The sequence below is a fragment of the Kordia algicida OT-1 genome (assembly GCF_000154725.1).
GTDB lineage: Bacteria > Bacteroidota > Bacteroidia > Flavobacteriales > Flavobacteriaceae > Kordia > Kordia algicida.
Genome location: NZ_DS544873.1, coordinates 4,383,726 through 4,397,964 on the forward strand (window position 1 = coordinate 4,383,726; position 14,239 = coordinate 4,397,964).

The window sequence follows — 14,239 nt, forward strand, 5'->3', positions numbered from 1 at the left end:
ATGGCGTCGCATTACGAAGCACCTATAAGAAAACCCTTAGTAACTGGAGATAAATCATATCATGATGTAACTCTTGATATTGTCGCTCCAGTAGAAGGAAAAGCAAATAAGCAATGGTGGATAGTATTCTCAATTGCTTTGATAGCATTCCTTTGGGGAATTGGATGTATCATCTATACAGTATCTACTGGAATTGGAGTTTGGGGTCTTAACAAAACTGTCGGTTGGGCTTGGGATATTACAAACTTTGTATGGTGGGTTGGTATTGGTCACGCAGGAACCTTAATTTCTGCCGTACTATTACTTTTCCGTCAAAAATGGAGAATGGCAATTAACCGTTCAGCGGAAGCCATGACGATCTTTTCAGTAGTGCAAGCGGGACTTTTCCCAATTATTCACATGGGTCGTCCATGGTTAGCATATTGGGTATTACCAATTCCAAACCAATTTGGATCACTATGGGTAAACTTTAACTCACCATTACTTTGGGATGTATTTGCAATCTCTACATATTTATCTGTGTCATTAGTATTCTGGTGGACAGGTTTATTGCCAGATTTTGCAATGATTAGAGACAGAGCTGTAAAGCCTTTCCAAAAGAAAATATACAGTTTAGTAAGTTTTGGATGGAGTGGACGTGCTAAAGATTGGCAACGTTTTGAAGAAGTATCTTTGGTACTTGCAGGTTTAGCAACACCATTAGTACTTTCTGTACATACCATTGTATCGTTTGACTTCGCAACATCGGTAATTCCAGGATGGCATACAACAATTTTCCCTCCTTACTTCGTTGCAGGTGCGATCTTCTCAGGATTCGCAATGGTAAATACACTATTAATCATTATGAGAAAAGTATGTAATATGGAAGACTATATTACATTACAACACATTGAATTAATGAACATCGTAATTATGATTACTGGTTCAATTGTTGGATGTGCCTATATAACTGAGTTATTCATCGCATGGTATTCAGGAGTTGAATACGAACAATATGCATTCTTAAACAGAGCAACTGGTCCTTACTGGTGGGCATATTGGGCAATGATGACATGTAACGTGTTCTCTCCACAATTTATGTGGTCTAAAAAATTAAGAACAAGTATCATGTTCTCTTTTATAATCTCTATTGTCGTAAACATAGGAATGTGGTTTGAGCGTTTCGTAATTATCGTTACATCATTACACAGAGATTACCTTCCATCATCATGGACGATGTTCTCACCAACATTTGTAGACATAGGAATATTTATTGGTACGATTGGATTCTTCTTTGTATTGTTCTTGTTATACTCTCGAACATTCCCTGTAATTGCACAGGCGGAAGTAAAATCTATCTTAAAATCATCAGGAGAAAAATATAAAAAACTAAGAGACGGTAACCATGAGTAGTAAAGTAATACAAGCAATGTATACCGATGACGATGTGCTAATGTCAGCAGTGAAAAGAGTACGTCAAGAAAATCATCATATCGAAGAAGTGTATACGCCATTTCCTGTACACGGACTAGACAAAGCTATGGGATTAGAGCCTACGCGACTTGCCATTACAGCATTTATGTATGGATGTGTTGGATTATCAGTTGCAATATCAATGATGTATTTTATCATGATTGTTGATTGGCCACAAAATATTGGAGGAAAACCAAGTTTCAGTTTCTTAGAAAACATGCCAGCATTCGTCCCTATTATGTTCGAAATGACGGTATTTTTTGCAGCCCATTTAATGGTAATCACATTTTACATGAGAAGTAAATTATGGCCATTCAAAGAAGCTGAAAACCCAGATCCAAGAACAACAGACGATCACTTCTTAATGGAAGTATCTGTTCATGGAGATGAAGAAGTACTAAAAGCACTATTGTTAGAAACTGGTGCTACAGAAATTAAAGTCACTGAAAAGCATTAATAAGAATTATGAAGAGCCTTATAAAAATAGGAGTCGTTTTTGGAGCAGCATTGCTAATGACTTCATGCTTTAATAAATCGCAGCCAAACTATCAATATTTTCCAAATATGTATGAGTCTGTAGGATACGAAGCTTACCAAGAAGTAAATGGAGTGCCTTACGGAGGATTTGCAGAATACAACATGGAAGCACAAATTCCTGCAGAAGGAAGTGTAAAAAGAGGTTGGTTGCCATATGAGTATGATAATACTAATGAAGGATATGAAGCTGCAAAAGCAGAATTGATAAATCCGTTACCAGCAACAGAAGAAAACCTTATGGCAGGAAAAGAATTGTACGGAATTTACTGTGCAATTTGTCACGGAACCAAAGGAGATGGAAATGGAACTTTAGCAAAGCGTGAAAAATTCTTAGGAATTCCAAAATACAACGATCCAGCTAGAGCGATTACAGAAGGAAGTATTTATCATGTAATCATGTATGGTAAAAACAACATGGGATCTCACGCAAGTCAAATAAATACAAAAGAGCGCTGGCAAGTGACTCAATATGTATTAAAATTGAAAGCAGAATTAAAATAAGACCAATAACGATATAGAAATTATATACAATGTATACGTTTTCAAATAGATTAAGACTTTTCGCAATTATCTCCTTCGTACTTGGAGCGATCATGGTAGGGCTAAGCTTTGCAAATGTGCCAGGTTCAGTAGAAGATATGAAAGCAATGGAAGCAGCTCATGGACATGGACATGGTTCAGATCATGGAGATGCTAAACATGACGATGGTAAAACAGCACATCATGACGAGCATAAAACAAATGCAGCACATGCAACTAGCGATCACGATAGTAAAACAGCGTACGATGACGCACATGCTTTAGCTTCAGATCATAAAGCTGGTTCTGGTCATCACGATTCAGCACATCATGATGCGCACAAATTAGGTCAACTACAAAACAAGCCTTGGGCGGCAATATATATTGCAGCGTTCTTCTTTATGATGATCTCGCTTGGAGTATTGGCATTCTACGCTATTCAAAGAGCAGCACAAGCAGGTTGGTCTCCTGTATTATTTAGAGTAATGGAAGGAATTACTGCTTATATCATTCCAGGGACAATCATTATGATAGTTTTAATTGGTATCTCAGCAATGCATTGGAATCACTTATTCCATTGGATGGAGCCAAGTTTACAAGATCCTTTAAGTGAAAACTATGATAAACTAACTGTTGGAAAAAGCGGTTGGTTAAACGAAACTGGATTCTTAATCAGAGCAGTAATTTACAGTGCAATTTGGATTGCATATCGTCAAATCTCTAGACGTTTATCTTTACGTCAAGATGAAGCTAATGACAATAGTAACTTTAAAAAGAATTTTAGAGCAGCTGCAGTATTCTTGGTACTATTCTTAATCTCAGAATCTATGATGTCTTGGGATTGGATCATGTCTTTCGATCACCACTGGTTTAGTACACTATTCGGTTGGTATGTATTTGCAAGCATGTTTGTATCTGGAATTACGGTAATCGCTTTAATTACAATATATCTTAAATCTAAAGGATTGTTAGAATATGTAAACGACAGTCACTTACACGATTTAGCAAAGTTTATGTTTGGAGTGAGTATTTTCTGGACATACTTATGGTTCTCGCAATTCATGTTAATCTGGTATTCAAACATTCCAGAAGAAGTAACATACTTTATCACAAGAATTGAAGATTATAACTTGCCATTCTTCGGAATGCTTGCATTAAACCTAATATTCCCATTATTAATATTAATGAATAGTGATTACAAAAGACTTAACTGGATTATTGTAATTGCTGGAATCGTGATCTTATTCGGTCACTACATAGATGTATTCAATATGGTTATGCCAGCAACAGTTGGACCACACTGGTCACTAGGATTGGCAGAAATAGGAGCAATATTATTGTTTTTAGGACTATTTATCTTTGTTGTATTTACAACATTGACAAAAGCACCGTTATTGGCAAAAAGAAATCCGTTTATTGAGGAAAGTAAACAATTTCATTATTAATTAATTTCAAAACAGTATAAAATAAGATGACTACTGGTTTACTAACGTTTATAGTACTTATCCTAATTGCAATCGCAATTTGGCAGCTGACGAAGATATTTGATTTATCACAAGCGAAAGCAGATAATACTCAAGTAGCGAATGACAAGGATAATAATATCAATGGATACCTTATGATGGGATTCTTGATGTTCATATACATTATCACGATAATTTCTTTTGTAAAATGGGGAGATTTACCATTAATTGGAAACTCAGCCTCAGAACACGGATCAAGCGTAGATACATTGATGATTATATCAATGGTATTGATATTCTTTGTACAAACAGTTACACAAGCTTTACTACACTACTTCGCTTTCAAATACAGAGGAAAAGAAGGAAGAAAAGCATTATACTATGCAGATAATGATAAACTAGAATTTATCTGGACAATCATTCCCGTAATTACATTAGCAGGTTTAATTCTTTACGGATTATTTACTTGGAATGAAATTATGGACGTGAATATGGATGATGATCCAATCGTAGTAGAATTATATGCGCAACAGTTCAACTGGAAAGCTAGATACGCTGGAAAAGATAACGTATTAGGAAAAGCAAACGTTCGCTTAATTGACTTAGGTGATAATCCAAATATCTTAGGATTAGACAGAGAAGACAAATATGCTCAAGACGATATCATTGTTCAAGAATTACACTTGCCTGTAGGTAAAAAGGTAGTATTCAAAATGCGTTCGCAAGACGTATTACACTCTGCTTACATGCCTCACTTCAGAATGCAAATGAACTGTGTTCCTGGAATGATTACAGAATTTGCGATGACTCCAACAAAAACAACGAGTCAAATGCGTGAAACGCCTGAAATCATTAATAAAGTAAGACGTATCAATGAAATCAGAGCTGCGAAAAGCGAAAAGCTTGTAGCTAATAGCGAAGAAGCATTAGAACCTTACGAATTTGATTACCTTTTACTATGTAATAAAATTTGTGGTGAATCTCACTACAACATGCAAATGAAAGTAATCGTAGAAAGTCAAGCAGACTATGACAAGTGGATTGCAGCTCAAGAGACTTTCGGAGGAAAAGAAATAACAAAAAAATAATTAAAAGATATAATATATAGATATGTCAGCAACAGCAGTACACGCAGGAGATCACGGACACGACGATCACGGACATCATCATAAAGAGACATTCATTACTAAATATATATTTAGTCAAGATCATAAAATGATTGCCAAGCAGTATCTAATTACAGGTACTATCATGGGAGTTATCGGGATCATGATGTCTATATTTTTCCGTATGCAAATTGCATGGCCAAAAGAATCATTCACAATTTTCGAAATATTCTTAGGGAATTGGGCGCCAGGTGGTGTAATGAGTGCAGATAAATACCTTGCATTAGTTACCATTCATGGAACTATTATGGTATTCTTCGTATTAACGGCTGGATTGAGTGGTACTTTTAGTAACCTGCTAATTCCATTGCAAATTGGAGCTCGTGATATGGCTTCAGGATTCTTAAACATGGTATCATATTGGTTATTCTTTATCTCAAGTGTAATCATGGTTATCTCTTTATTTGTTGAAGGTGGAGCGGCATCATCAGGTTGGACAATCTATCCTCCGTTAAGTGCCTTGCCTGAAGCAATTCCTGGTTCAGGATTAGGAATGACACTATGGTTAGTATCAATGGCAATATTTATTGCTTCGTCACTACTTGGTTCATTAAACTACGTAGTAACAGTTATCAACCTTAGAACAAAAGGAATGTCTATGACAAGATTGCCACTTACAATTTGGGCTTTCTTTGTAACAGCAATTATCGGTATTGTATCATTCCCAGTATTACTATCAGCAGCATTACTATTAATCTTTGATAGAAGTTTTGGAACATCATTCTACTTATCAGACATATTTATTCAAGGAGAAGTGTTACACTATCAAGGTGGATCGCCTGTATTATTCGAACACTTATTCTGGTTCTTAGGACATCCAGAAGTATACATTGTACTACTTCCAGCATTAGGTATTACCTCAGAAATTATTGCTACCAACTCTCGAAAACCGATCTTCGGATACAGAGCCATGGTTGCATCGATCTTAGCAATTGCATTCTTATCAACAATTGTTTGGGGTCACCATATGTTTATCTCAGGGATGAATCCATTCCTAGGATCTGTATTTACATTTACAACACTATTAATTGCAATACCATCAGCAGTAAAAGCATTCAACTATATTACAACACTCTGGAAAGGAAACTTACAGATGAATCCAGCGATGCTATTCTCAATCGGATTGGTATCAACGTTCATCACAGGTGGACTAACAGGAATTATTTTAGGTGATAGTACACTTGATATCAACGTACACGATACATACTTCGTAGTAGCGCATTTCCACTTAGTAATGGGAATCTCAGCACTATACGGAATGTTTGCAGGTGTATATCATTGGTTCCCAAGAATGTTTGGAAGAATGATGAACAAAAACTTAGGATACGTTCACTTCTGGGTAACGGCAGTCTGTGCGTACGGAGTATTCTTCCCAATGCACTTTATCGGAATGGCAGGGTTGCCGAGACGTTACTATACAAACTCTGAATTCCCGTTATTTGATGATTTAGCAAACGTAAACGTAGTAATTACAATGTTTGCTATCATTGGAGGAACTTTCCAATTAGTATTCCTATACAACTTCTTCGGAAGCATGTTCTATGGAAAAAAAGCACCACAAAATCCTTGGAGATCAAATACGTTAGAATGGACAGCTCCTGTAGAACACATACACGGAAACTGGCCAGGAGAAATTCCTCATGTACACCGTTGGGCTTATGACTATAGCAAGCCAGGACATGATGACGATTTCGTTCCTCAAAACGTTCCAATGAAAGATGGTGAAGAAGAAATGCATCACTAAAATCTCCATGAAAATGGAGATCTCGTGAAAATGGAGATCTCATAAAGACGAAAATAACAATCTCGCCAAGAGATTTCACAAATAATAAAAAGCCTTTCTACATAGAAAGGCTTTTCTTTTTTATCTTTGTTTTGATGAATGATAACTTAGACCCTACAAATCAAAACTATTCACCTGAGGAGAATGACATAGAAAAGGCATTGCGCCCGCTTTCCTTTGAAGACTTTACAGGACAAGATCAAGTATTAGAAAATCTTCAGGTATTTGTGCAAGCAGCAAATCTTCGTGAAGAAGCATTAGATCATACACTCTTTCACGGACCTCCAGGATTAGGAAAAACTACCTTAGCACATATTCTAGCGAGTGAACTAGATGTAAGTATCAAAGTAACTTCTGGACCTGTACTAGATAAACCGGGAGACTTAGCTGGATTGCTCACAAATCTAGACGAACGTGATGTATTATTCATTGATGAAATACACAGACTCAGCCCAATTGTAGAAGAATATCTCTACTCTGCAATGGAAGATTATAAAATTGATATTATGATTGAATCTGGACCAAACGCAAGAACGGTTCAAATCAACTTAAATCCATTTACTTTAGTAGGTGCAACAACACGTTCCGGATTGCTCACGGCGCCAATGCGAGCACGTTTCGGAATCGCAAGCAGACTGCAATACTATTCCACAGAATTGCTATCAACCATTGTACAGCGAAGTGCGCAAATTCTCAATGTACCAATCAGTATGGAAGCTGCAATTGAAATTGCAGGAAGAAGTCGTGGAACACCACGTATAGCAAATGCATTACTCCGTAGAGTGCGTGACTTTGCTCAAATAAAAGGAAACGGAACGATTGATATTGAAATTGCACGTTTCGGTCTCAAAGCATTAAACGTAGATGCGTATGGTTTGGACGAAATGGACAACAGAATTCTATCAACCATCATCGATAAATTTAAAGGAGGACCAGTCGGAATCACAACCTTAGCAACGGCAGTTTCTGAAAGTGGCGAAACCATTGAAGAAGTATACGAACCTTTCTTAATACAACAAGGATTTATCATCCGAACACCAAGAGGTAGAGAAGTCACCGAACTTGCTTACAAACATCTAGGTAGAGTAAAAGGTGGAATTCAAGGCGGTTTGTTTTGAAATTATAAATATAAAATGTGTCACATCGAGCGCAGTCGAGATGCTGAATACTAAATTTTAAATGTAAAAGTTTTTTAAGCAATAAAATCATCACATAAACAAATACACAAAAAATCAATAAGAAAGTTAGGAGTTTACAAACCTAACGGTATCGACTAAGTTTGAAAAATATATCATTAACAAACAACAAACAACAAACATCCAAAGCGACCCAACACCAAAAACCCAGCATGTATAACTATCCAAATACAATTCCATTCTTCAAGCTATTCTTAAAATCGTCTTCCATCACGCGAAACCCAATTCCGTTTCACAAAAGTGGTTTTGAAAAACATGGAAATTCATTTGCAATTGCGCCACCATTTGCAAAAAAAGTTATGCTAACACGCGATGCTGAAATCACAAAACACTTACTACGTAAAAATCATCGGAACTACAACAAATCTAAAATTCAAACGAAATTCCTCTCAAAATACGTTGGGAAAGGATTGTTGACTTCTAGTGGTGATTATTGGTTAAAACAACGACGACTCATTCAACCTGCATTTCATAGAGAAAAACTGCAAAAATTAGTCGCGATCATGGAAGGCACTATCGAAAAACAACTCGAAAACATTCAACGAAACAAAGTGATCGATTCGTATCCAATCATGAACGAATTGGCGTTTCACGTCGTAGCAAAATCACTATTCAATTATTCTTCGGATGACAATACCATGCATCGACTGCAAGAAATTATAGAAACTTTGCAAGATTTTATCATCCGAGAAATTCGTCAGCCACACAAAAAATGGTGGTATCAAATCAGTGGTTTGGTCAAAAAACACATGGAATTGGTTAAGGAAAGTAGAGACATTATCAACAAAGTTATTGATGAACGTCGTGTGTCCGACAAAGAACATGACGATTTATTAGACATGCTACTCAAAGCAAAATACGAAGACGATGGAACTTCAATGACCAACGAACAACTTATTGATGAAATACTAATCTTCTTTGTAGCAGGACACGAAACTACAGCAAATGCGCTCACGTTTACCTTTCATCTCATTGCGAGAAATTCTGAAGTATATAAAAAAGTTGTTGCCGAAATTGATACAATTGACGATGGCTTACCGCCGATGGAAAAAATAGCAAAACTCAATTATGTAAAAAACTGTGTGGAAGAAGCCTTGCGCTTATATCCGCCAGCGTGGATTACAGATCGAGTTGCAATAGAAGATGACGAATTTGCAGGTTTCAAGATTGAAAAAGGAACGATGATTGGAATCTCGTTCTATGAATTGCATCGAAATCCAACCTATTGGAAAAATCCGAATGACTTCATTCCTGAACGTTTCTCCGATGAAAACCGAAAAGAAACCGCAGGCTATTACTTTCCATTTGGCGCCGGACCGCGAATGTGTATCGGAAATAGTTTTGCACTTTACGAAATGATGTTAACTGTCTATCAAATGCTAAAAAAATATCGCATAGAAACCGATCAGGAAACGGTTGAAATCGCACCATTAATTACGCTAAAACCGATCAATGTTACGCTGAAATTCAACAAAAGAAACGCTTGAAATCTACACAAAAACATACGGAACTCATCAAAGCAGAAGCAAAACGCTTAGGTTTTTTATCGTGTGGAATCTCAAAATCAGAATTCTTAGAAGAAGAAGCGCCACGACTTGAAACTTGGCTCAATAAAAATATGCATGGCGAAATGAGTTACATGGAAAATCATTTTGACAAACGATTAGATCCCACAAAATTAGTAGACGACTCAAAATCGGTCGTTTCACTATTGCTCAATTACTATCCATCAGAAACTCAAAAAGATCCAGAAGCGCCAAAAATCTCAAAATACGCATACGGAACTGACTATCATTTTGTCATAAAAGACAAACTAAAACAACTCTTAAACTTCATTCAAGAAGAAATCGGAGAAGTTTCAGGACGTGCATTTGTAGACTCAGCACCAGTATTAGACAAAGCTTGGGCAGCAAAAAGTGGTTTGGGTTGGATTGGAAAACACAGTAACTTACTCACACAAAAAGTTGGTTCGTTCTATTTTATTGCCGAACTCATCATTGATTTAGAACTCGAATACGATTTGCCAGTCACCGATCATTGCGGAAGCTGTACGGCATGCATAGACGCGTGTCCTACACAAGCCATTGTAGAACCGTATGTGGTTGACGGAAGCAAATGTATATCCTATTTTACCATTGAACTCAAAAACGAAATTCCAACACACGTGCAAGGGCAATTTGACAATTGGATGTTTGGTTGCGATGTATGTCAAGACGTTTGCCCGTGGAATCGTTTCTCTAAACCACACAACGAACCCTTATTCAATCCGCATCCAGAATTACTATCCATGAGTAAAAAAGAATGGGAAGAAATCACTCAAGAAGTCTTTAGTGAAATCTTTAAAAAATCTGCGGTAAAACGAACAAAATATACAGGTTTGATGCGGAATATTCAGTTCTTAAAAACTGAAAATTGACATTTTAAAGTTTCGAAAAATGGTTCAAAACACAAACAATATCGTAAGCTTTATATCGGAAAACTTTTTTCTCCCATTTGCTATATACTCAATCATATTCTTTACTCTTTACAGATTTAATAAAGACAAAAAAGTACTCAAAGAATTTGATAAAATAGCAATTCAACTTACCATTTGGGTTGCAACTATTTGGATTCTTCTCAAAATCACAGGAATCGTCACATTCTTAGTTCAAATGAAATTAGAAGATAGCTCAACAACTTTTTCTCAAAATTTATCCTGGTTTATCAGAAAAACGTGGTTTCAAATTTTCTTTTGGATAATTTTATCGCAGTTATTACGAATAAAATACATTGCAAAATATCTTTTTCCTAGAATCTTAATTGCCTTCTTTCTTTCCTTTAGTTTTGAAAAAATCACAATGTTACTAATTAACATACATCGTGATTATCTTCCTGAATCGGTAAACTTATACACTAATATTCCTTCATTAATAGCTGTATTGCTACTAAAAACACTTATTTTCACGCTAATTGTAAGTGTATTTTATCTAGGAAAACGCTTTTTTAAAAATGATAATAGCAAGTAAAACGTACTCATCAACGTTAAATAAAACGAAAGAAACCACATTTAATTTTTTCCTTTAAACTCAGACATTTAAATTTGTAAATTCATATTGCCTGTAAAACATCAATCAGTTACAAGCGATGAAACCGATCCATATGAGCAAAAGCAACAAAGAACGCAAAAGGAGAGAAGCACTAATATACCATGCAAAACCGCAACCAGGAAAAATAAAAGTTGTTCCTACCAAAAGATATTCTACACAACGTGATTTATCCTTAGCGTATTCTCCCGGAGTTGCAGAACCTTGCTTAGAAATAGCAAAAGACAAAGCAAACGTTTACAAATACACAACCAAAGCAAACTTGGTCGCTGTAATCTCAAATGGAACAGCAGTTTTAGGCTTAGGCGATATTGGTCCTGAAGCTTCAAAACCTGTCATGGAAGGAAAAGGATTGCTCTTTAAAATCTTTGCGGATATAGATGTGTTTGATATTGAGGTAGATACAAAAGATGTCGATCAATTCATTGAAACGGTCAAAAATATTGCGCCAACTTTTGGAGGAATCAATTTAGAAGATATTGCAGCTCCAGAAGCATTTGAAATAGAACGCAGACTCATAGAAGAATTAGACATTCCTGTAATGCACGACGATCAGCATGGAACGGCAATCATTTCTTCGGCAGCGTTAATTAATGCCTTAGAATTGGCAGAAAAAAACATAGAAGATGTACGTTTTGTAGTTTCAGGAGCAGGTTCAGCAGCAATCTCATGTATGAATCTATACGTAGCGCTTGGTGCGAAACTGGAAAACATTGCTATGTTTGACATTGATGGACTTTTGCACAAAGGTAGAACGGACTTATCTCCAATGCAAGCACGCTTTAGAACATCAAAACACTACAACTCGCTAGCAGATGCAATGAAAAATGCAGACGTATTTCTGGGACTTTCTGTAGGAAACATAGTGTCGCAAGACATGTTACGCTCTATGGCAGATAATCCAATTGTGTTTGCAATGGCAAATCCGACACCAGAAATATCTTATGCAGAAGCCATTGCTTCCCGAGAAGATATCATCATGGCAACAGGTCGCTCAGATCATCCAAATCAAGTAAACAATGTACTTGGTTTTCCATTCATATTTCGTGGTGCGTTAGATGTGCGTGCCACAAAAATTAACGAAGCAATGAAAATGGCTGCGGTCAAAGCATTAGCGGCATTAGCAAAAGAACCTGTTCCAGAGCAAGTAAACATCGCTTATGGTGAAACAAAACTCAACTTTGGAAAAGAATACATCATTCCAAAACCATTTGACCCAAGACTCATTGCCAAAATTCCACCAGCCATCGCAAAAGCAGCAATGGAATCTGGAGTGGCAACAGAACCTATAGAAGATTGGGCACGTTATGAAGACGAACTCTTACACCGATTAGGTGCCGACAATAAAATAATTCGACTACTACACAAAAGAGCTAGAACAAATCCGAAACGTATTGTATTTGCAGAAGCCGATCATTTAGACGTGCTCAAAGCGGCACAATATGTATACGATGAACGAATTGCTATTCCTATCCTATTAGGGAACGAAAAAACAATTCACGAACTCAGAGATGAGTTGGAATTTGATGGTGATGTAGAAATAATAGATCCAAAAAGCGACGAACAAATAGAACGCAGAGAACGATTTGCAAATATCTATTGGGAATCACGAAAACGCAAAGGTGTTACTATTATAGATGCGCAAAAGAAAATGCGCGAACGTAACTACTTTGCCGCAATGTTGGTAAATGATGGATATGCTGACGGATTAATCTCAGGATATTCCAGAAGCTATCCAACTGTGGTAAAACCTATGTTGGAACTCATCGGAACGGCAAAAGGTGTAAAACGAGTAGCAACCACCAACCTAATGATTACCGAGCGTGGACCTATGTTTCTATCAGATACGTCTATAAATATTGATCCATCTGGGCGAGAATTGGCAAAAATTGCACAAATGACAGCATTAACGGTAAAAATGTTTGGACTCGAACCAAATATTGCCATGCTATCATACTCAAACTTTGGTTCATCGGAACATGAAAATGCTAAAAAAGTAAGTGAGGCAGTAGAATATCTTCATAGATATTATCCAGAAATCAACGTAGATGGAGCATTACAATCCGACTTTGCTTTAAACAGAGAAATGCTAGCAGAAAAATTTCCATTCTCAAAACTAGCAGGAAAAGAAGTAAACACACTCGTATTTCCAAATCTCGATGCTGCAAACATTACTTATAAATTGATGAAAGAACTAAACAAAGCAGATTCTATTGGACCTATCATGTTAGGAATGAGCAAGCCTGTACACATCTTGCAATTAGGCTCAAGCGTTGACGAAATCATAAATATGGCAGCTGTTGCTGTAGTTGACTCACAAGAAAAAGAAAAGTGGCAACACCGAAAAGAGTAATCCTAAAAAAGAGAAGTATAGCATATTAGTATATTAAAGGTGCAAATGGTTAAATAAATGTGAATAAATTTATTACATTTGGAACTTTAACTAGCAACTAATAAATGATTACTCATATACAAGGGAAGCTCGTAGAGAAAAATCCAACGGATGTAGTGATTGAATGTAATGGCGTTGGATATTTCATAAATATCTCACTAACTACGTATTCTCAAATTCCAAATCAAGAAAACATAAAACTATTTACGCACCTTCATGTTCGTGAAGATGCACAAACCCTGTATGGCTTTTTTCAAAAAGCAGAACGCGCTGTATTTCGATTGCTAATTTCTGTTTCAGGAATTGGTACAAGTACTGCACGCACCATGCTTTCTTCTCTAACATCCGAACAAATATGTGAAGCAATTGGCTCAGGAGATGTACCAACCATTCAAGGTGTAAAAGGGATTGGTGCCAAAACTGCACAGCGAGTTATCATAGAATTAAAGGATAAAGTCTTAAAATTATACGATCTTGACGAAGTTTCGATGTCTCAAAACAATACAAACAAAGAAGAAACGTTATCTGCTTTGGAAGTCTTGGGTTACACTCGAAAACAATCAGAAAGAGTCCTCGATAAAATAATTAAAGAAATGCCAGCTGGAAGTGTAGAACAGTTGATAAAAATGGCGTTAAAAAACTTATAAT

Annotated in this window: 12 protein-coding genes; all 12 read left to right on the forward strand. The window is 36.4% G+C overall.

All coding sequences use genetic code 11. From position 1 onward, the window contains the following. Complete coding sequence (gene nrfD, locus KAOT1_RS18715) at window positions 1-1,392, forward strand: NrfD/PsrC family molybdoenzyme membrane anchor subunit (RefSeq protein ID WP_007096466.1); 1,392 nt, start codon at window positions 1-3, stop codon at window positions 1,390-1,392. Beyond that, a complete protein-coding gene (locus KAOT1_RS18720; protein WP_007096467.1) occupies window positions 1,385-1,909 on the forward strand; it encodes a DUF3341 domain-containing protein in 525 nt (174 codons plus the stop codon). Before nrfD ends, KAOT1_RS18720 begins: the two co-directional genes overlap by 8 nt. An 8-nt stretch (window positions 1,910-1,917) precedes the next feature. Next, window positions 1,918-2,490, forward strand: a complete 573-nt coding sequence (locus tag KAOT1_RS18725; RefSeq protein ID WP_040559706.1) for a c-type cytochrome — start codon at window positions 1,918-1,920, stop codon at window positions 2,488-2,490. Window positions 2,491-2,519: 29 nt separating this feature from the next. Beyond that, entirely contained in the window at window positions 2,520-3,953 is a 1,434-nt protein-coding gene (locus tag KAOT1_RS18730; RefSeq protein ID WP_007096469.1) for a hypothetical protein, read from the forward strand. Window positions 3,954-3,979: 26 nt separating this feature from the next. Next, complete coding sequence (locus tag KAOT1_RS18735; RefSeq protein WP_007096470.1) at window positions 3,980-5,059, forward strand: cytochrome c oxidase subunit II; 1,080 nt, start codon at window positions 3,980-3,982, stop codon at window positions 5,057-5,059. A gap of 22 nt (window positions 5,060-5,081) precedes the next feature. Beyond that, window positions 5,082-6,881, forward strand: coding sequence for a cytochrome c oxidase subunit I (locus KAOT1_RS18740; protein WP_007096471.1), 1,800 nt, complete (start codon window positions 5,082-5,084; stop codon window positions 6,879-6,881). Between the two features lie 134 nt (window positions 6,882-7,015). Continuing rightward, window positions 7,016-8,038 carry a Holliday junction branch migration DNA helicase RuvB gene (gene ruvB / locus KAOT1_RS18745; protein WP_007096472.1) on the forward strand — a complete coding sequence of 341 codons (1,023 nt, stop codon included), beginning with the start codon at window positions 7,016-7,018 and terminating at the stop codon, window positions 8,036-8,038. Window positions 8,039-8,268: 230 nt separating this feature from the next. Further along, window positions 8,269-9,603 carry a cytochrome P450 gene (locus KAOT1_RS18750; protein ID WP_007096473.1) on the forward strand — a complete coding sequence of 445 codons (1,335 nt, stop codon included), beginning with the start codon at window positions 8,269-8,271 and terminating at the stop codon, window positions 9,601-9,603. Beyond that, a complete protein-coding gene (gene queG / locus KAOT1_RS18755) occupies window positions 9,600-10,532 on the forward strand; it encodes a tRNA epoxyqueuosine(34) reductase QueG (RefSeq protein WP_007096474.1) in 933 nt (310 codons plus the stop codon). The genes KAOT1_RS18750 and queG overlap by 4 nt, the downstream gene beginning before the upstream one ends. A gap of 19 nt (window positions 10,533-10,551) precedes the next feature. Beyond that, on the forward strand, window positions 10,552-11,121 hold the full coding sequence (locus tag KAOT1_RS18760; RefSeq protein WP_007096475.1) for a hypothetical protein: 570 nt from the start codon (window positions 10,552-10,554) through the stop codon (window positions 11,119-11,121). Between the two features lie 133 nt (window positions 11,122-11,254). Then, window positions 11,255-13,552, forward strand: a complete 2,298-nt coding sequence (locus KAOT1_RS18765; protein WP_007096476.1) for an NADP-dependent malic enzyme — start codon at window positions 11,255-11,257, stop codon at window positions 13,550-13,552. 104 nt (window positions 13,553-13,656) lie between these two features. Beyond that, complete coding sequence (ruvA, locus tag KAOT1_RS18770; protein WP_007096477.1) at window positions 13,657-14,238, forward strand: Holliday junction branch migration protein RuvA; 582 nt, start codon at window positions 13,657-13,659, stop codon at window positions 14,236-14,238. Window position 14,239 lies beyond the last annotated feature (1 nt).